This window comes from Paenibacillus sp. NEAU-GSW1 (assembly GCF_009737085.1).
In the GTDB taxonomy this organism is placed as follows: Bacteria; Bacillota; Bacilli; order Paenibacillales; family Paenibacillaceae; genus Pristimantibacillus.
In genome coordinates, this window is record NZ_WOVL01000017.1 from 65,665 (window position 1) to 84,649 (window position 18,985).

The 18,985-nt window shown below is 50.1% G+C and carries 15 protein-coding genes; 6 read left to right on the forward strand and 9 right to left on the reverse strand.

Features of this window, described 5'->3' with window-relative positions:
* The first annotated feature begins 52 nt into the window (after window positions 1–52).
* Window positions 53–1,189, forward strand: a complete 1,137-nt coding sequence (locus GOM71_RS14675) for a stalk domain-containing protein (protein ID WP_156282348.1) — start codon at window positions 53–55, stop codon at window positions 1,187–1,189.
* A 33-nt stretch (window positions 1,190–1,222) separates the two neighbouring features.
* On the opposite strand, the gene GOM71_RS14680 is transcribed toward GOM71_RS14675, so the two are convergent.
* Both GOM71_RS14680 and GOM71_RS14685 read right to left on the reverse strand, forming a co-directional pair.
* Window positions 1,223–1,609, reverse strand: a complete 387-nt coding sequence (locus tag GOM71_RS14680) for an iron chaperone (protein WP_156282350.1) — start codon at window positions 1,607–1,609, stop codon at window positions 1,223–1,225.
* 357 nt (window positions 1,610–1,966) lie between these two features.
* A complete protein-coding gene (locus GOM71_RS14685) occupies window positions 1,967–2,107 on the reverse strand; it encodes a hypothetical protein (protein WP_156282352.1) in 141 nt (46 codons plus the stop codon).
* A gap of 132 nt (window positions 2,108–2,239) precedes the next feature.
* On the opposite strand from GOM71_RS14685, the gene GOM71_RS14690 reads away from it, so the two are divergent.
* Complete coding sequence (locus GOM71_RS14690; protein WP_156282354.1) at window positions 2,240–3,493, forward strand: aspartate aminotransferase family protein; 1,254 nt, start codon at window positions 2,240–2,242, stop codon at window positions 3,491–3,493.
* 76 nt (window positions 3,494–3,569) lie between these two features.
* On the opposite strand, the gene GOM71_RS14695 is transcribed toward GOM71_RS14690, so the two are convergent.
* The 5 genes from GOM71_RS14695 to GOM71_RS14715 all read right to left on the reverse strand — a co-directional run bounded on the left by GOM71_RS14695 (window position 3,570) and on the right by GOM71_RS14715 (window position 9,422).
* Window positions 3,570–4,616 carry an ABC transporter substrate-binding protein gene (locus tag GOM71_RS14695; protein ID WP_156282356.1) on the reverse strand — a complete coding sequence of 349 codons (1,047 nt, stop codon included), beginning with the start codon at window positions 4,614–4,616 and terminating at the stop codon, window positions 3,570–3,572.
* A 66-nt stretch (window positions 4,617–4,682) separates the two neighbouring features.
* Window positions 4,683–5,654: a galactofuranose ABC transporter, permease protein YjfF gene (gene yjfF, locus GOM71_RS14700; RefSeq protein WP_156282358.1), complete on the reverse strand. Its 972-nt coding sequence runs from the start codon at window positions 5,652–5,654 to the stop codon at window positions 4,683–4,685.
* Window positions 5,647–6,720 carry an ABC transporter permease gene (locus GOM71_RS14705; RefSeq protein WP_156282360.1) on the reverse strand — a complete coding sequence of 358 codons (1,074 nt, stop codon included), beginning with the start codon at window positions 6,718–6,720 and terminating at the stop codon, window positions 5,647–5,649. Before GOM71_RS14705 ends, yjfF begins: the two co-directional genes overlap by 8 nt.
* Window positions 6,717–8,261 carry a sugar ABC transporter ATP-binding protein gene (locus GOM71_RS14710; RefSeq protein WP_156282362.1) on the reverse strand — a complete coding sequence of 515 codons (1,545 nt, stop codon included), beginning with the start codon at window positions 8,259–8,261 and terminating at the stop codon, window positions 6,717–6,719. The genes GOM71_RS14705 and GOM71_RS14710 overlap by 4 nt, the downstream gene beginning before the upstream one ends.
* Window positions 8,262–8,372: 111 nt before the next feature.
* Entirely contained in the window at window positions 8,373–9,422 is a 1,050-nt protein-coding gene (locus GOM71_RS14715; RefSeq protein WP_156282364.1) for an ABC transporter substrate-binding protein, read from the reverse strand.
* A 249-nt stretch (window positions 9,423–9,671) separates the two neighbouring features.
* Here GOM71_RS14715 and GOM71_RS14720 point away from each other — a divergent pair, with 249 nt between their 5' ends.
* The 4 genes from GOM71_RS14720 (at window position 9,672) to GOM71_RS14735 (ending at window position 16,119) form a co-directional block, all read left to right on the forward strand.
* Window positions 9,672–11,504, forward strand: coding sequence for a cache domain-containing sensor histidine kinase (locus GOM71_RS14720; protein ID WP_156282366.1), 1,833 nt, complete (start codon window positions 9,672–9,674; stop codon window positions 11,502–11,504).
* Window positions 11,482–13,155 carry a response regulator transcription factor gene (locus tag GOM71_RS14725; RefSeq protein ID WP_156282368.1) on the forward strand — a complete coding sequence of 558 codons (1,674 nt, stop codon included), beginning with the start codon at window positions 11,482–11,484 and terminating at the stop codon, window positions 13,153–13,155. The genes GOM71_RS14720 and GOM71_RS14725 overlap by 23 nt, the downstream gene beginning before the upstream one ends.
* Entirely contained in the window at window positions 13,124–14,173 is a 1,050-nt protein-coding gene (locus GOM71_RS14730; protein ID WP_156282370.1) for a sugar ABC transporter substrate-binding protein, read from the forward strand. Before GOM71_RS14725 ends, GOM71_RS14730 begins: the two co-directional genes overlap by 32 nt.
* A gap of 182 nt (window positions 14,174–14,355) precedes the next feature.
* Complete coding sequence (locus GOM71_RS14735; RefSeq protein ID WP_156282372.1) at window positions 14,356–16,119, forward strand: ABC transporter ATP-binding protein; 1,764 nt, start codon at window positions 14,356–14,358, stop codon at window positions 16,117–16,119.
* 94 nt (window positions 16,120–16,213) lie between these two features.
* Here the strand turns inward: GOM71_RS14735 and uxaC are convergent, their stop codons facing one another.
* Together uxaC and GOM71_RS14745 are read right to left on the reverse strand one after the other, a co-directional pair.
* A complete protein-coding gene (gene uxaC / locus GOM71_RS14740; protein ID WP_367649620.1) occupies window positions 16,214–17,620 on the reverse strand; it encodes a glucuronate isomerase in 1,407 nt (468 codons plus the stop codon).
* A 2-nt stretch (window positions 17,621–17,622) separates the two neighbouring features.
* Window positions 17,623–18,921: a Gfo/Idh/MocA family protein gene (locus tag GOM71_RS14745; RefSeq protein ID WP_156282376.1), complete on the reverse strand. Its 1,299-nt coding sequence runs from the start codon at window positions 18,919–18,921 to the stop codon at window positions 17,623–17,625.
* Window positions 18,922–18,985: the final 64 nt, after the last annotated feature.

Below are 18,985 nucleotides of genomic sequence, written 5' to 3' on the forward strand. Positions count from 1 at the left end.
TCAATGGTACTGTCATAACTTAACAATACAACATGGGAGGAGCAATATCTTAATGAAGAAGAAAATGATTGTCCTTTTAACGGCTGCAGGTCTGCTCGGAACGACGGCTGCTGCCGGAGCAAACGGCATTGTGGAGAAAGTAAGCGGCTTCTGGCACAAAGAAGTGAAAGTGTTAATTAACGGAGAGAGCACATCCTTGACTCCGGTTTATATTGACGGCAAAGCGTACATTCCGGTGCGCGACGCGGCAGCGGGGCTCGGATACAATGTCCAATACGACGCTAAGAACAAAGAAATTGAATTGAACGCCATCTCCGATAACGAAGAGGAAGCTGATTATATGCGCGGAACCGGCGTTATCGTCGACGTAGTCAAAACCGACAACGGCCAGTATCGTATCGAATATCTCGGTCTAGGCTCCAACGCATGGGTCATTCTGTTTGCCGATGATAAGACTGTCATTAAAGATCAAGACGGCAAAAATTTCGCAGCCAAAGATTTGAAAGCCGGAACGCAAATTACGGTCGAATACGGCCCGATTATGACGATGAGCTTCCCTGGCCAGTCTCATGCGGCATCGATCACGGTTGGCGCTGAACGTTTGATCAAGGAAGATGTCATTCAATCGGTACAGCATACGGAAGACGGCTGGCAAGTCCAGTTCGGCGAGACGAAGGATGGAATTGCCACTCCTACGCTCACGCTGAACGCAGGTAAAGAAACGGCTGTTCTTACTTCGCAAGGCGAATCGGTTAAATGGGAAGATCTGAAAGACGGAACGAAAGTTCGCGCTTACTACGGCCCGTTTATGACGAAAAGCTTGCCGCCGCAAAGCCCGCTGTTCTATCTGGTCGTCCTCTCTGATCTTCAAACAGCCGAAGGCAAAATGAGCGCAGAAGCTGCGCAGCAATATCGCGAACTCGCTTGGCAGCAAGTAACTGCCGCCGATCAAGTCTCGCACATCACGACGAATAAAGACGAGGCTGCCGTAGAGATTGTCGCGGCCAAAGATGCTTTCGTTATGGGCTCAACCGACGAACAGAAACGACTGCTTGCCAACATTCAAGCAGCAGGCGGTAATCTCGTTACCGTAACTTACAATACCGATCAAGATGCCCTTATCGGTCCGCTTACTGTCGTATTCGACTTTGACTCGAAAGCGTTCCTCGGATATTACCCTCGCAAATAGGCATTAGAAATGAAGCCCCGGGCGACCGGGGCTTCAACTATTTTTTCTGCTTCTTCCTTTGGCTATCTCGATATTTTCCTCTACCCTGTACCGGACGATACGGCTGATCAAATCAAAGGGAATCGGCTTGCCGAGCGGAAATTGGATCGTCCCTTTAGATACTTTATAGTCCGTCAGCTCATCCATAAACGGATGCACCCCGCAAGACGTCGGATAAAACCCGATATGCTTTCTATAAGCCGCAAAATAAACGAGGTTTCCGTGGAACACGAACGCCGGCATCTGGTAGCTGATCTTTTCTGTTGCCCCTGGCGCTGCCTCTTTAATGACGGTTCGCAGCTGTCGCAGCACTTCCTGCACCTCCGGCGGGAAGCACGCAATGTATTCATCGACGGATTGAAACTCCGAATTGTTTTCCATTGGGGACTCCTCTCTTGATCGAGTAATGTTGGCGACAACATTACTCGGGGCGGCTCTATTGATTCAACCGATTCCGGACAAAATAGCGAACCAGGTTCGCTGTTTAACGAATCGTTTTTCGCAAATTCGCGGCTTGGAACTGCTTTGCTTATTAATAGCGAAACGAATTTCGCTGCTCGCGAAAAGCGTTTCCTTATTAGCGTACCGAGGTTCGCTGTCAGCAGCATCGCTCGACTCCATGCAAGTATTAGCGAAAATTGCTTCGCTAATTTGCGAGTCCGCTTCGCTATCACAAAGATACGACGAATCGACACGGTTATAGATAGCATTCGGCAGTCAGCAGATCCGCATGTCCGCTTATCTCAGCTGATCCCTGAGCCAATCATACGCGATCCGGCCGCTAATTTCATGCTTGCCGGGGAATACGTCGATTTGCAAGACATAAGCTGCAAAGCTAAGCCCCGGGACAGCGGACAGCTCTACCCTTATGCTCCGCATATCAGCTTCCTATCCGTCCAACAAACTGTATAGTAATAGGCGCTCCAACAATGTTTTTGCTTTTTATTGCATTTTTATTAGTTCAGTTGTATATTTATACAATAGTAAAATTGCAATGGGGGTTTGAAGATCATGTTAAAAGAAGTACAGTCGCAGACCGCCGTCTTAATGGCGGCCGCGGAGCAATCGGTATTGTTCACGGCAAACCGGCCGGACGTTGTGATGGAGCGCGGCGAAGGGATGCAGCTGTGGGACTGCGACGGCAAACGATATTTGGATTTTATCGGCGGCTGGGCCGTGGCGTCCTTGGGCCATTCTCCCGGCGTTTTGCGCGAAGCTCTATTTAAACAATCGGGCGAGCTCGTTCATGCAAGCCCTGGATTCTACAACAAACCGATGATTCAATTTTCCAAGCTGATGACGGAAATTTCCGGTTTCGATAAAGTGTTTTTTGCCAGCAGCGGTGCGGAAGCGAACGAAAGCGCCATTAAACTCGCTCGCAAGCATGGCGCTGTCAATCTTAACGGCGCATACGAAATCATTACGATCACAAACGGCTTTCATGGCAGAACATTGGCAACGATGTCCGCGACCGGTAAGGAACAGTGGAAAACCCTTTTTGAACCGAAGGTTCCCGGCTTCCGCCATGTGCCGATTAATGATCTCGACGCCTGCTTCGCTGCGATCAGCGACAAAACATGCGCTATCATGCTGGAGCTTATTCAAGGCGAAGGCGGCGTCCATGAGGTCGATGCTCCTTACTTGCAGGCCATTCGTAAAGCTTGCGACATCTACGGCATTATGCTCATTTTCGATGAAGTGCAGACGGGTCTTGGCAGAACCGGAAAGCTGTTCGCCAGCGAGCACTACGGCATCAAGCCGGACGTTATGACGCTCGGCAAAGGAATTGGCGGCGGCTTCCCGCTGTCTGCAATGCTGACGATGAGCAAATTTGACCTTTTCGCTCCTGGAGACCAAGGCGGAACCTATACGGGTTCGCCGCTCGCAATGGCTGCGGGCCTCGCTGTCGTTGAGGAAATTTTGCGCCTCCAGCTAACGGAAAATGCCGCTTCCGTCGGGCAATATGCCATCGGCAAGCTGAACGAGCTTTCTCAACGCTATCCGATAACCAATGTGAGAGGAAAAGGCCTGCTGCTTGCGTTCGACGTGCCGGAAGGCACAGCGTCTGCACTTGCCGCGAAATGTCTGGAGCTCGGCTTATTGATTAACGCGCCTAAACCTTCCATTATTCGCTTGATGCCGCCACTGATTGCTGCCAAAACGGATGTCGACGAAATGCTCGGCTTGCTGCAGCAAGCGTTAAAATCCGCAACTCCTTCTCAAGCCGTATCTGCAACAGCGATTAAAGAAGATAAACCGGCTTAATTCGCCGTCCTAAAAAAAAACAAAAAGCCGATCGGAAGTCACCTCCTAAGAAGGAGCTTCCGAATCGGCTTTTTCCTCAATATTTGCGGTTATTCACTTCGGCCGCCGCCATGCTTTCTGTAAATACGCTTTCCGGCGTTACGATCCGGTTCGGCAAAGAACGCCCTTCGGATATTTCCATGACAAGCTGCATGAGAATCGGTCCGAGAAGCGGATTGCATTCGACGATGCAGTTGATTTTTCCTTCCGCCATTTTCTCGAACGCTTTCCTCGTTCCGTCAACGGAAATAATAATAATATCTTTGCCCGGCCTCATGCCGAATTCCTCAATCGCCTCTACCGCGCCAAGGGCCATATCATCGTTATGGGAGAACAGCACTTTGATGTCGCTGCCTCTCCGTTCCAAAAACTTGCGCATCACTTCCTTGCCCTTCGCAAACGTGAAGTCGGCCGACTCGCTTTCTAGCAATTTGAAGTTTTCCCGGTCCTTAATTAAATCATGGAACCCGCTTCCTCGCTCGATTGAAGGCGTTGAGCCTTCTGTTCCCCGCAATTCGACAATACCGATCCGGTCGCCCTGATCCCGCATTTTATCGATCATATATTTCGCTGCTTTTTGCCCTTCATCGTAAAAATCGGAGCCGACGAACGTTACTACGAGCGACGGATCCTGCAGCTCAACAAACCGGTCCGAAACGATAACCGGAATGCCGGCCTGCTTTGCTTCCTGGAGCACCGGCTCCCAGCCCGTCTCAATGACAGGGGCAATCGCAATGACATCCACCTTCTGCGCAATAAACGAGCGGACCGCCTCCACCTGCTTCTGCTGCGACTGCTCGGCGTTGTCAAAAAGCAGCTCGATGCCCGCTTCCTCCGCCGCTTCGCGGATCGACTCCGTATTCGCGAGCCGCCAGTCGCTTTCCGAGCCCAGCTGCGAGAAACCGAGCCTGATTTTTCGCGAATCCGGCAGCTCCGTTTCCCCTTCGCTAAACCGGTTGGCGATTGGCGTAATCGTCGGCGAATTCGAATTTGCAGTCTGCTCCGAGCCGCCTGCGCGGCAAGCCGTCAAAGCAAAAACACAAGCAAGACAAATATAAATGATTCGGACGCTCCGGCCTCTCATTTGAATCCTACCCCTCTGCGTTAGTTCAACGCCTTAGGTTTCGCTGTTTATTCCGCGGATTCCTGCTCAAGCCGCGCGTCTTGCTGAAGAACGCTTCATGCTGAGCAGCCTTTGCAGCAAAATGAAGAAGAACAATAAAACGCCGATGACGATTTTCGTCCACCAGGAGCTCAAATTGCCCTCAAAGCTAATAATCGTTTGGATTACGCCTTGAATAAATACGCCGAACAGCGTGCCGACGAGATAACCGACGCCGCCTGTCAGCAAAGTGCCGCCGATAACGGAAGCCGCAATCGCATCAAGCTCCAACCCGACCGCATGCAGCCCGTACCCGGAAAGCATGTAAAAAGTAAATACGACGCCGGCTAACGCAGAGCAAAAGCCGCTGAACATATAAACCATAATTTTCGTACGCCCGACAGGCAAGCCCATGAGCAGCGCCGACTGCTCGTTGCCGCCAACAGCATAGACGTTACGCCCGAATTTCGTATAATGGGCGATAAAAATCGCAATAGCAAGCATGACTAGAGCAACGATAACGCTTATGGAAATAAAGCTTCCTCCCGGCAGCTTTATTTTTGTTTGCGCAGCCGCCGTATAGAAAGGATGATCGATCGTAATCGTATTTAAGCTAATAACATAACAGAGTCCGCGAGCCAGAAACATGCCAGCAAGGGTGACGATAAACGGCTGGATTTTAAAGTAATGAATAATGGCTCCCATAAAAGCGCCGAGCAGCGTACCGATCACCAGCACTAACGGAATGACAACGGACGGAGGCCAGCCTTGCTGCTGAACGAGACTCGCTGATATCATCGTAGTCAGCGCGACGACCGAGCCGACCGACAGATCGATGCCGCCCGATACGATCACGAAGGTCATTCCAATAGCGACTATGAGCAAAAAGGCGTTATCGATGAGCAGATTGCATAAAACTTGCACCGAGAAAAATCCGGTATAGCGGAAAGAACCCGCTAGAAAAATAAGCGCAAACAACCCCGCAATAATATGGATCGAGGCATATTTCGATTTAACCATGACGCGTCACCTCGATTTCTGCCGGATACGCGCGATGCTTCCATCTTTGCACAAGCGTCTTCCGGAACGTATCGGATTGAATCAAGCATACCGCAAGCACGACGAACGCTTTAACGACCAAAATGACTTCAGGCGAAACGCCGATCATATAGATCGTTGTCGTTAACGTCTGAATTATGAGTGCGCCGAGCAGCGTGCCCGTCAAATAAAACCGGCCCCCGTTAAGCGAGGTGCCGCCAATAACGACAGCCAAAATCGCATCCAGCTCATACCATAAACCGGCATTATTGCCGTCCGCGCTGGAGACGTTGGAGCTGAGCAGCAAGCCCGCGATGGCTGCGCATAGTCCGCAAAACATATAGACCGCAAAGAGCACCGTACGCGCTTTAATGCCCGCCAGTCGACTCGAACCCGGATTGCAGCCGACCGATTCGATGAATAAACCAAGCGCCGTTTTCCTCGTCAGCAGCACAGCGGCTATGAATACGGCGGCAACGACGAATACGGAAAACGGAAGCGCCGCGAGCGAGCCGGCCCCGATAAATTTATAAGGCGAGCTGTTTACCGTAATAATCTGCCCGTTTGTGACGAGCTGGGCGATTCCTCTGCCCGCTACCATTAGAATAAGCGTTGCGACGATCGGCTGAATGCCGGTTACGGCAACCAGCATGCCGTTCCACAATCCGAGCACGACGGATAATCCAAGCGACAAAGCGAGCGCTGTAAAAAGCAAGCTAAGCGAATTTTGATCCGCGCCTTTGCTGATCGTCAAGCATGCGATAGCGCCGGAGATCGCCACGACCGAGCCTACGGACAGATCGATGCCCTTCGTTGCAATGACCAGCGTCATACCGATCGCGACCAAAATAAGCGGAGCGCCAAAGTTTAAAATATCGATTAAGCTGCCGTATAAATGGCCATCCCGCACTTGAATCTCAAAAAAAGAAGGCGAATAGATCAAGTTGAAGAGCAGCAAAGCAAGCCATACCGCTGCCGGCCAAAAAAGGTGATGCTTCACCAGCCGCTGCAGCTTGCTTGCTTTTTCTGTAGAAGTCCGGTTGCTCATCCTGCTCCCCCTCCGGCAATCGCCTGCATAATATGCTGCTGGCTAATATGTTCTTTTTCGATTTCCTTCACTTTCTTATGATCGCGCAGCACAGCGATCCGGTCGCTAACCCGCTGCACCTCTTCCAGCTCCGACGAAATAAACAGGACGGACATCCCTTTCTGTGAAAGGGAAAGGACAAGCTTCTGTATTTCCGCCTTTGCACCAACATCAATGCCGCGCGTTGGTTCATCGAGAATAAGCAGCTTCGGATTCGTCAGCAGCCATCTGCCCAAAATCACCTTCTGCTGGTTGCCGCCGCTTAAATTTTTCACCAAATGCTCAGGATTCTTCGGATTGATATTAAGCGCGGAGATGTACTCGTCCGCCAGCTCGTTTTGCCGTTTTCTCGGCAGCAGCTTGAACCAGCCGCGCGTTGCCTGCATAGCGATTATGATGTTTTCCCGCACGGTCAGATCGTCGATAATCCCTTCCGTTTTCCGATTTTCCGGGCAAAAGGCGATGCCGGCGTCGATTGCCCGCCGCGGCGTATGCTTCGAACTGGCAACGGCGCCGCTAACTGTGAAATTGCCTTGATCGGCACGATCCGCGCCAAACAGCAGCCGCGCAAGCTCCGTCCGGCCGGAGCCAAGCAAGCCTGCCAGGCCGACAATTTCGCCCTCGTGAATTTTCAAATCAAACGGCTCGATTGCTCCGGAGCGTCCTAAGCCTGTCGCGTGTATAACCGTTTTCTCATTGCTTTTTTCCGGTTTGTCGTGTACCGGCAGCTCTTCCAGCAAACTAAGCTCCTTGCCAATCATTTTCGATACCAGCTCAATGCGGGACAGCTTCTCAGCGTCATACTCGCCGATTAAATTCCCGTTACGCAGTATCGTTATCCGGTCTGACACCTCGTACACCTGGTCCAGAAAATGAGTGACAAACAATATAGCCAGCCCTTCTTGCCTCAGCTTGTTCATGACTGCAAAAAGCTGCTTCACTTCGTTCCGGTCGAGGCTCGACGTCGGCTCGTCGAGAATAAGCACTTTCGCCGATACATTTAATGCACGCGCAATCGCGATCAGCTGCTGAATGGCGACGGAATAAGCGCTCAATGGCAGCGTTACGTCGATCTTAAGCTGCAGCCGTTCCGCCAGAAGCCGCTCGGCTCCGCGGTTCATTTCCTTCCACCGGATCGCGCCGAAACGGCGCGGCTCGCGGCCGATATATATATTTTCCGCTACCGTCAAGTTGGGACAAAGATTAACTTCCTGATAAACGGTACTAATCCCGGCATCCTGCGCGCCTTGCGGACTATGAATAACAAGCGGCTTGCCGTCCAGCACCACTGAACCCTCATCAATGGCATAAACGCCGGTCAATACTTTAATCAGCGTCGATTTGCCCGCTCCGTTCTCGCCCATTAAAGCGTGAATCTCGCCGGGGAAAAGCCGAAAATCAACACCCGACAACGCTTTAACGCCGGGGAACTGCTTATGAATGCCCGTAAGTTTTAACAACGGCGCCCGTTCTTTCTCTTTTTCATTCACGTTGCTCTTCATCTCCTTTCAAACCCTTCGCATTTCGCGCTCTATCCTTTAAAGCCGCTCCGGCTTCGACCTTCGAAGCGCCAGAGCGGCTTTCTTCTATCCTTGGTAATCGAAGATTAGAAATTAATACTTCCGGTTAGGCAGTTCCTTCTTAGCGTCCTCGGAAGTAAATACGCCCTCTTCCGTCACGATGCGCTGCGGAATTTCTTTGCCGGCAAGAACATCGTTAACCGCTTGCATAAGCTGTGGTCCAAGAAGCGGATTACACTCGACGATAAAGTTGATTTTGCCTTCGCTTGCAGCTACGAAACCGTCTTTAACGCCATCGATCGAAATGATGATAATGTCTTGGCCCGGCTTCAAACCTGCCGCTTCAATTGCTTGAATTGCGCCAAGCGCCATGTCGTCGTTGTGAGCGTACAATACGTCGATATCTTTGTTTGCTTTCAAGAACGCTTGCATAACCTCTTTGCCTTTCGCACGAGTGAAGTCACCCGTTTGCGAAGCGATGATTTTCAAATTCGCTTGTCCCTTAATTGCTTCCTCGAAGCCTGCTTTACGGTCGATGGCCGGAGCAGAGCCAGTTGTGCCTTGAAGCTCAACGATATTAACGTCGCCGTCTTTACCTTTGAACTGCTCAACCAGCCAGTTGCCTGCGCGGCGTCCTTCTTCAACAAAGTCAGAACCGATAAACGTTTTGTATAGCGATGTATCTTGAGAATCAACCGCACGGTCCGTCAAAATAACCGGAATGCCAGCGTCCTTCGCTTCTTTCAGCACCGTATCCCAACCGGACTCAACGACTGGCGAGAAGGCGATAACATCAACTTTTTGCTGAATGAAGGAACGGATCGCTTTAATTTGATTTTCTTGCTTTTGCTGCGCGTCGGAGAACTTCAAATCGAAGCCTGCCTCTTCAGCCGAGCTTTTGATCGAATCGGTATTTGCTGAACGCCAGCCGCTCTCCGCGCCTACCTGCGAGAATCCAAGCTTCACTTTTCCGGATGCCGCTTCGCCGCCGCTTGCTTCCTCTGTTTTCGCAGTCGGCTCGTTGCCGCCCGCGCTTGCATTTCCCCCGTTTCCGTTGTTGCCGCCATTGCCTCCGCATGCCGCGAGGACAAGCATCATTGCTGCTACGAGCAGAAACGCGCCTTTTCTAACTGACTTTTTCATTCGATTTCAACCTCCCTTATACTCACCATCAACCGGTGTAGCGCCATTATAAAACGCTTTCAAAGCATCCTGATACGGAGATTCAAACGATTTCCGTGTACAATTTTGGCGAATTCGCTGGATCTGAAATACGGTTTTTGCAATTTTTTGTGCGAAAGTTGGATAATTTTATTTAAGCTTTTGATTCCATAGCCGCAGCGCCGCCATTTTGTTATAGTAGGCTTACATCTAAACGAAAGAGGAAGACTCATGAAGCGATTCCGCTTTAGTTTCTCCAGCTTGCGCTCCAAGCTGCTGGCTATGTTCGTCATCCTCACTTGCGTGCCGCTGATCGTCGTCGGCCTTATTTCGTACCAGAAATCATTCGACGCCTTGTCTGGCAACAATAAAGCATCCACAATGCTTGCTGCGGACGGTCTCGGGCGCGATATCGACGTGCTGTTTCAGGATACGGGCAAGCTGCTGGAATTAAGCAAAAATCCGCAGGTGCTGCGTTACCTTTTCTCGCAAACGGATACTTACGATGACGCTAAGTCTATTCTAGAAACTTTCGATTTGTACCGTGAGACGTACAAATATGAAAGCGTTTTAAATATTTCAATGGTTAATTTGTACGGACGCGGCATCAGCGAACGCAGGGGCGTTTTCCAATTGGATAAAAACCCGCTGCGCAATCCGCATTTCGTCTATCTTGTCAATCATCCGGACGAGGTGCTTAACGTGCCTCCGATCGAATCGTTAACCTTAGACCGCCTCGACGGGTTTCAATATGAAAATCAAAATGTCATATCGATCGTTGCCGCCGTCAAGCAGCAAATTACGCGCGAGGTTATCGGCTTCATCGTCATCGATCTGGATGACAAAATCGTCAAGCAGTTTTGCGATTCGATTACGATCGGCAAGACCGGCTTCTTCTATGTGGCGGATGCGAACGGCTCGCCAATTTTCACGCCTTCCCAAATGAACAGCGAGGAGCTGGGAGAACCGGTTTTATTAGCTGAGAAGCTGGCAGCCTCACGCGACAGCTATGTCGATCATTCCACCGGCAAGCCCGCCTTCATCATGTTTACGACATCCGCCATGACCGGCTGGAAAATTATCGGACGCGTTCCGCTGCAGGAAATCGTACAGGACGCCAACGAAATCCGCCAGCTCATCATTATTAGCGTATCGCTCAGCATTTTGTTTACGATTGCGTCTTATTTCTTTATTACTTCCCGCATTACCCGTCCTGTCCAGCTGCTCATGCACAAAATGCGCCAAGCCTCCTCCGGCTATCTCGAAGCCAAGGTTAAAGCGCACGGTCAAGACGAAATTGCTGATCTCGGCAACAGCTTCAACCGGATGATCGAGAAGATCAAAGCGCTGCTGGAGCAAAGCATCCGCGAGAAGGAGCAGGTGCAGAAAGCCGAGCTCCGGACGCTGCAGGCGCAGATCAATCCGCATTTCTTATACAACACGCTCGATTCGATCGTCTGGATGGCGGAAGCGCGGAAGCATGAGCAAGTGATCCATCTGGTGCAGGCGCTGTCACGCTTTTTCCGGATTAGCCTGAACAAAGGGATGGACTGGGTTCATATGCAAGAAGAGCTTGAGCATGTGCGAAGTTATCTCGTCATTCAGCAAATGCGCTACCAGGACATTCTTGACTATGAAATCGACGTTCCTCAAGAGCTGATGAATGTGCCGATTTTAAAAATGACGCTGCAGCCGATTGTTGAAAACGCGCTTTATCACGGCATTAAGAACAAACGCGGCAAAGGGCTCATTCGCATTACGGGACAATCGCGTCCAGGCGGCGAAATATGGCTGTCCGTTACGGATAACGGCATCGGCATGACCGAGGATACGCTGCAGAAGCTGCGCGACAAGCTGATCAAGCCGCCTGCCCCGGAGCTGGCCGGAACAACCGAACCCTCCGGAGGGTTTGGGCTTTATAACGTGCATCAGCGCATCCGTTTGTACTTCGGCGATTACTTTGGCGTCGGCATCGAAAGCGAATATCAAGCAGGAACGACAATTAGCATTCGGATACCTAATCAATGGGGGGTACAGACAGATGAAAAAAATAATGCTGGTTGACGATGAAATATTGTTTCGTGAAAGCGTACGCAACTGTATCGATTGGGAACGCGAAGGGTTTATCTATTGCGGCGATGCTTCCGACGGCGAGCTTGCGCTGCCGATAATCGAGCGGGAGCAGCCCGACATTTTGCTGACCGATATTAAAATGCCGTTTATGGACGGTCTTGAGCTCAGCGCTTTTGTCCGGCAAAAATATCCGCAAATCAAGGTGGTCATTATGAGCGGCCATGATGAATTCGAATATGCAAGGGCGGCGCTGCGCCTTGGCGTAGAGGAATATTGCCTCAAGCCGATCAGCTCCGCCGACATCATCCGGATGCTGCGGGACATCGGCGGCAAAATCGATAAAGCGCGCGAGGAACGCGAGCAGCTGGAACGTCTGCGCATGAGGGAGCACGAGCAAGCGGCGCAATCCAAGGAGAAGCTGCTGAGCGATATTTGCAATGGCTTTATTTCCACTGCTGAAGCGCTTCAAATTGCTTCAACGATGGAGCTTCCGCTTAGCGCCGGACATTATGCGGTCGCAATCGCTGATATAAGGTGCGCCTCCGGCATCGGTCAAGCGGATGCCAATCAGGAAGCCATCTGGCTGGAACGGCTAGCAGCAAGTCTGTCTGCTGACGTTCTTTCCTACAAACGGAGCGTCACCGAGTTTGTCTGGCTCGTGAAAGGCGAGTCCCGCCAGAAGCTTGAGGATGCTTTGCGCGCTTTCCGCAAAGAAGCCGAGCAGCTTCCGGCTGAAGCAAGAGATACGGCCCCCTGCACGCTCTATATTGGCGCGGGAACTGTCGTCGGCCGTCTGCAGGAGGTGCATGCTTCTTATTTGGAGGCCGAGGAAGATAAGCATTGGAGCAAGCTTGCTTTGCAAAATCGGCACGCGCTTCACACCGCTTCCGTCGGTAACGGCGCCGGCGACCGCGCGTTGTCTGACCAAGCCGGCGTATTTCTCGACCGGAACGCATTTGTCGAGTTTTTAAAAATCGGCGATCCCTCGCAGACTGATTCCTTTATTGTACAATTCACCGAGAAGCTGAAGCCGCTGCAATGGCCGTCCTCTTCCTACGGCTATTACATCTTGAACGATTTGACGCTCGAAGTTTTCCATGCTGCCAAAGGCATGTTTCGCCATATTGAACCTGCCGGTGATGCGCTTATCCGATTGCAAGGGCAAATCGCTGCCGTCCGCACGTATGAGGAAGCAAAATGCTATTTGTCTGCGCTATGCGAGCAATTCAGGTCTTGGCGGTCAAACGCATCGGACCGTTATGCCGATCTGATCGCATCAGTGAAGGGCTTCATCCAGTCGAACTTCAGTAAGGACGGACTTTCGCTGCAGGACGCCGCCTCCTTCGCGAACATCAGTCCAAGCCATCTCAGCAAGGTGTTCAGCCAAGAGACCGGTCAAACGTTTATTGAATATCTGACTTTGACCCGCATTCGCAAAGCGATGGAGCTGCTGCAAGGAACGAGCGCAAGAACATACGAGGTCGCTTTTCAGGTCGGATATAATGACGCTCACTATTTCTCCAATTTATTTCGCCGCGTAACCGGCATGACGACGAGGGACTTCCGCAAACAGGGGCAGGGCCAAGGACTAGGGCTAGGGGGAGCATCGCATGACCAAACGCAGCGCGCCGGGCAGGGTTAGGCGAAGAGTGGCTGGCATAAAGCCGTTCTTTGCGCTGTGCCTGGCATTACTGCTCCTTTATTTGGCCGGTTGCTCGAATGGAGATCCTGCCAATGAGGAAGAAAGCTCTCATAAAGAGGGGCTTGTCAGCGGAACGACCAGCAGCCTCGTCACTTCGCCCCCGGCTTTAGAAGCGGATTCGGAGAAATCGGCGGAGCCGCCAAAAACGTTCGGCATCATTTATCCGTTCGCCCATCCGTTTTACGAGACGATTACAGTGCTGGCGCAAGAAGCCGCTAAACCGCACAACGTTCAGCTGATCGTCAAAGCGCCGGACGAAGCGAACATCGAACAGCAAATTCGCATGATGGACAATATGATTCGCCAGAAGGTCGACGGCATCGCGCTTGATCCGATCGATTCGGATGCGCTGCGGCCGATTATCGACAAAGCGGCGGCGGCGGGCATTCCGGTCGTGTGCTTTGAATCGGATTCGCCTGAAAGCAAGCGGCTTTCCTATATCGGTACGAACAATTACGAAGCCGGCATTCAAATGGGCAAAACGATTAACGATCAGCTAAACGGTATCGGCATGGTGCTCGTCGAGACCGGCATGTCCAATATGCTTAGTTTAAGCGAACGGCTTGAAGGCATGCTTGCCTATTTGAACGAAATGACCAGCATTCAAGTGCTGGAAGTCCGTTACAACGAAGGCAGCGAATCGGCGGCTGTCTCCGGTCTGGAGGAAATGATCGACGCCCATCCTCACTTCGACGCCTTTATTGCGCTCGACTTTATTTCCGGCTCCAGCTCCGTGCTCGTATGGAAAGCCAAAGGGTTAAAAAGGCCTTCCTTTACGTTCGGCATGATGCCCGAAATCGAGAAAGCGATTAAGAACGGCCAAATTACGTCCGCCGTATCGCAAAACGAGCATGAATGGGGTTCGCGCATTGTCGAAGGGCTGCTGCAAGCCAATGCCGGCGTCACGCTTCCAGCGTATAACGATACCGGTATAAGCATCCGGACTATGGCGGAATGAAGCTATAAAATTGACTTAGTACCATTTACATGTTAAATTTTATAAAAAATTACCATAATATGATCGGAGGACAACGCTTTGATTTGACAATTTTGATACTGCGCTCGAGGCCCTCCTGATAAATGTTATATCTCAAAATTAATATTTTGATAAACATTTATTGGAAGGGAAGAAGATAGAAGATGGAATATATCTATATGTTCAAACAACTTTGGTTTTACGCTGATAGAGAGCGATGGAAAGTTGTAATACACCTCATTTTACATGCTGTTTCTATGCTTGGCGAGCTAGGTAAACCATATGCTTTTGCTATGGTGATCAACGCCCTGCAAAAGAATGACCCATCTGTTGTCGATGAGGTAGTAAGATGGCTTATGTTTTATGTTCTGTGTTTCTTTATTTTTGAGATTTTCCATCGCAGTGCACGTTTCATTGAAAGATATGTTGCTTTCCGCAACCGGAAACGGTTTATTACGGCTATGTATGATCATCTCCACTCTTTACCGCTAGGTTGGCATTCGGACAATCACTCAGGATCCGTAATTGACAGAGTGAATAGAGCTGGTAATGCCATCCATCAATTTAGTGAGGCACAGTATGTGTTTGTAGATTTCTTTATGAAGTTTTGGGGACCATTGATCATTTTATGGACGATATCCCCGAATATCTCCCTCATCACTGTTGCAAGCGGTATTCTCTTAGTATTTATTACGAAAAAGCTATATGACTTGTCAGTACCGCAATATCGAGTACAAAATGAAAGGCTGCACCATTTAGCGGCAGCACTATTTGATTACATTAGCAATATAAGAACGATTATTATGCTGCGACTTGGTCACCTAGCAAGAAACGATATTGAAGAACGCATCAATCGTGTATTTCCGCATTTGGCAAAAGAGAATGTAATCACTCATATCAAGTGCTTTATTTCAGGGCTGATCATGGTATTGCTTGATGTTGGCTTGATTTTCTACTACATCTATGACCAGAAACAAGCCGGTGCAGTCATCATGATTGGCTCCGTTACTTTGATTTTCCAGTATCTCCATCAATCCATGTCATCCTTTCAATTTTATACAGGCGGATATGAGTCGGTCATTCACTGGAAAACTGATTTTGAAGCAGTAAAACTAATCCTCGACAATAAAGAAAGAACACATGAACAGAAAGAGGCTTGCCTCGAGAAATGGAACAAACTTAATGTTGAATCTCTAAACTTCTCGTATGGGGATGGAAAACACCAGCTTACAGATATTTCGCTGTGTTTGAAACATGATAAAAAGATTGCATTTGTCGGTGAAAGTGGCGCTGGCAAGAGCACCCTGCTCCAATTGCTGCGTGGGTTAGTTCCGATCCGACAGGGGATTTTGTCGAAGGATGATGGCAAGAATTTATCATTCGATTGCCTTGCAAGTACAACAACCCTTCTTCCGCAAGAACCTGAGATTTTTGAAAACACGGTACGATATAACATTACAATGGGAATGCCAGCGAGTGATGAAGAAATTGATTCTGCGATTTGGGCTGCTGGTTTCAGCGATGTTGTAGAGAAATTGCCTAACGGTCTTGATAGTGATATTCGAGAAAAAGGTGTGAATCTCTCAGGCGGTCAGAAGCAAAGACTTGCACTGGCGAGGGGGATTTTCTTCATCAGAGATAGCAGTATTGTACTGCTAGACGAGCCCACCTCAAATGTAGACCCGGCCACCGAAATGCTTATTTTTAAGAGATTGTTCGAGCGGTTGTCTGGAAAATGTACGGTAAGCGTTCTGCACAGATTGCACTTGCTCCGATATTTTGATTATGTATATGTATTAAAGCATGGGAAAATCGTTGAGGAAGGTACTTTCGATAATCTCTGTAATGCAAACGGGGAGTTTACTCGTCTTTGGACTAAATATCTAGCTGAAGAAGAAACATTTGGTAAGCATGGTTCTGAAGACTGAACCCAACTCCCTTAAGACGGAGTTCAATAAAAACTAACAGGCTGCCATGGCAGCCTGTTTTTAGTGCGCGTATGGACAGACCAATAAATAATAATTAGAAATTAAAATAACGTTTCGCGTTATAGTACGAAATATTGCTCACGATGTCGCCCAGCAGCTCGAAGTCGGCAGGCGCTTCACCGTTCTCTACCCACTCGCCGAGCAAGTTGCACAGGATGCGGCGGAAATACTCATGGCGCGTATAGGACAGGAAGCTGCGCGAGTCGGTCAGCATGCCGACAAAACGGCTCAGCAGACCGAAATTCGCCAGCGCCTTCATTTGTGTAACCATGCCGTCCCGCGTGTCGTTGAACCACCAGCCGGAGCCAAGCTGGATTTTGCCAGGAATGCCGTCTCCCTGGAAGCTGCCGATAATCGAGGCCAGCACCTCGTTATCCATTGCGTTCAAGGAGTACAAAATGGTCCTTGGCAGCTTATCGTCCGTAGCCAACGCGTCCAGCAGCTTCACCAGCGGATAGGCTACCGGGCTGTCACCGATGGAATCATAGCCCGTATCCGGCCCAAGCGTGCGGAACATCCGCGAGTTGTTGTTGCGGGCAGCGTTGATATGCAGCTGCATCGCCCAGCCATATTCGGCATACAGCTTGCCAAGGAATACGAGCGTGTACGTTTTGTATTGTTTTTCTTCCTCAAGCGTTACCTGATGGCCTGCAAGCGCTTTGGCGAAAATCGCCGCCGACTGCTCTTTCGTTGTGTTCGCGTAAGGAACATAATCAAGCGCATGGTCGGATACGAGACAGCCCGCTTCATGGAAGAACTGCACCCGCGAGGCCAAAGCGGCCAACAGGTCGTCATAATTGCCTATTTCCTGGCCTGCCGCTTGCGAAAGCTTGCCTACCCACTCTTGGAAGCCCGCTCGGTTAATTTCCAACGCTTTGTCGGGACGGAAGGAAGGCAATACCTTCGTATTAAATTCCGCAATATCTTTAATTTTCAAATGGTATTCCAACGAGTCCACCGGATCATCTGTTGTACAAATGACTTCAACTTTTGAATTGACGATCAAATCGCGTGCGCTGAATCCGCCTCCGGCAAGCTTGGCGTTTACTTTTTCCCAAATGACCGGCGCATTTTTCTCGTTGATCACTTCATGAACGCCGAAGAAACGCTGAAGCTCCAGATGCGACCAATGATAAAGCGGATTGCCGATCGTTTGCGGAACCGTTTTTGCATAGGCAAGGAAGCGGTCGTAATCGGAAACGCCTTCTCCGCCTGTCACATACTGCTCCTCCACGCCGTTCGCTCGCATCCCTCTCCATTTATAATGGTCGCCGTACAACCACGCCTCTGTCAGATTCGAGAAGCTGATGTTCTCGTAAATTTGCTGCGGGCTTAAGTGGCAATGATAATCGATAATCGGCAATTGCTTCGCATAATCATGGTACAATCTTACTGCTGTTTCATTTGACAATAAAAAGTTTTCGTCCAGAAATGGCTTCACCATTATTTCCTCCCGAATTTAACCAATTCGTCTACCTTGACCGCCAGCCCAGTCTGAATGGAACGGTTGGCCGCAATGCCGGTCAGAATGGACCTGGCGCCGTCCACATGGTTCGCTGCGCGATTGAACTTGTCCTTCACAGGCTTGCCGAACAAATCGTTAAGCAATACAGGATCGCCGCCGCCATGGCCGCCAACGCCTTCTTCAACCTGAACATCGTAAGGAGCTCCGAACATCGGATATACAGTCATCGTTTTACCCTTCAGCGCGCCCTCCTGCGATTTTTCGCCGCCGGAGTTCACATAGGATTGCTCGACGATCGACATTTCAAGACGGCCCTTCGTGCCGTTGAATGCGATGCGATAGCCTTCCCAAGGCAAATAAGCGTTCAAGGAATACGTTAAAATCGCATTATTCTTATACCGTACCATGACACCCATCGTATCTTCAATATTAATTCCGTCGCCAAAAACGCTTTGGTCGCGGCGATACCCGTCCTCGTGCTCAGCATCCAGATACAGCCCTTTCAACTGTTCGTTCGTATCCAGGTGAAGCGCGAACGGATCGTCCTTCGCGTTCGGATTGCCTGTCGCGCGCTCATAAAATTGCGTTACGCCGCGCTGCTCGGCATTTTCTCGGCCATAGAACAACAAGTCGCCAAATGCGAATACCGTCTCCGGCTGCGAGCCGATCCAGAAATTAACGAGGTCAAAATGATGCGTCGATTTGTGGACCAGCAAGCCGCCGCTGTTGTTTTTGTTGCGATGCCAACGGCGGAAATAATCCGCTCCATGCTGCGTATTGAGCAGCCATTCGAAATGTACCGACGTCACTTTGCCGATAACGCCGCTTTCGATCAACTCTCTTGCTTTTGTATGATGCGGAGCATAACGATAGTTAAACGTAACGCGCACGCTGCGCCGGGTCCGTTCTACCGCATCAATGATTTCCTGGCATTTTTTCTCGTCCACGGTCATCGGCTTCTCCGTAATAACATCGCAGCCAAGCTCCATCGCCCGGATAATATATGTATGATGCGTCCGGTCGACGCTCGTTACAATGACGGTATCCGGTTTCTCAATCTCAATCATTTGGTCGAATTGCTCCGATTTATAAGTGTTGACCGCGTGATAGTTATATTTGTCTGTCAGCCGTTTGTTCGCATAATTCATTCGGGTCTGATTTATATCGCAAAATGCGAGCAGCTCCGACGTTTCTCTGAAATCGGTTGCAATTGCGGAATAGAAAAACTCGGCTCTGCCGCCGCTGCCAACCAATACATACTTTTTCTTCTCGCTCATTTCGGCACACCCTTTTATATTGGATTATGGTTTGGTTTCATCTTATCGCATATGATGATATAAT

Coding starts and splice junctions, on each gene's coding strand:
- GOM71_RS14735 (WP_156282372.1), top strand. CDS start 14,356: ATGGAATATATCTATATGTTCAAACAACTTTGGTTTTACGCTGATAGA.
- GOM71_RS14675 (WP_156282348.1), top strand. CDS start 53: ATGAAGAAGAAAATGATTGTCCTTTTAACGGCTGCAGGTCTGCTCGGA.
- GOM71_RS14690 (WP_156282354.1), top strand. CDS start 2,240: ATGTTAAAAGAAGTACAGTCGCAGACCGCCGTCTTAATGGCGGCCGCG.
- GOM71_RS14680 (WP_156282350.1), bottom strand. CDS start 1,609: ATGGAAAACAATTCGGAGTTTCAATCCGTCGATGAATACATTGCGTGC.
- GOM71_RS14705 (WP_156282360.1), bottom strand. CDS start 6,720: ATGAGCAACCGGACTTCTACAGAAAAAGCAAGCAAGCTGCAGCGGCTG.
- GOM71_RS14745 (WP_156282376.1), bottom strand. CDS start 18,921: ATGAGCGAGAAGAAAAAGTATGTATTGGTTGGCAGCGGCGGCAGAGCC.
- GOM71_RS14695 (WP_156282356.1), bottom strand. CDS start 4,616: ATGAGAGGCCGGAGCGTCCGAATCATTTATATTTGTCTTGCTTGTGTT.
- GOM71_RS14730 (WP_156282370.1), top strand. CDS start 13,124: ATGACCAAACGCAGCGCGCCGGGCAGGGTTAGGCGAAGAGTGGCTGGC.
- GOM71_RS14725 (WP_156282368.1), top strand. CDS start 11,482: ATGAAAAAAATAATGCTGGTTGACGATGAAATATTGTTTCGTGAAAGC.
- yjfF (WP_156282358.1), bottom strand. CDS start 5,654: ATGGTTAAATCGAAATATGCCTCGATCCATATTATTGCGGGGTTGTTT.
- GOM71_RS14685 (WP_156282352.1), bottom strand. CDS start 2,107: ATGCGGAGCATAAGGGTAGAGCTGTCCGCTGTCCCGGGGCTTAGCTTT.
- GOM71_RS14710 (WP_156282362.1), bottom strand. CDS start 8,261: ATGAAGAGCAACGTGAATGAAAAAGAGAAAGAACGGGCGCCGTTGTTA.
- GOM71_RS14720 (WP_156282366.1), top strand. CDS start 9,672: ATGAAGCGATTCCGCTTTAGTTTCTCCAGCTTGCGCTCCAAGCTGCTG.
- GOM71_RS14715 (WP_156282364.1), bottom strand. CDS start 9,422: ATGAAAAAGTCAGTTAGAAAAGGCGCGTTTCTGCTCGTAGCAGCAATG.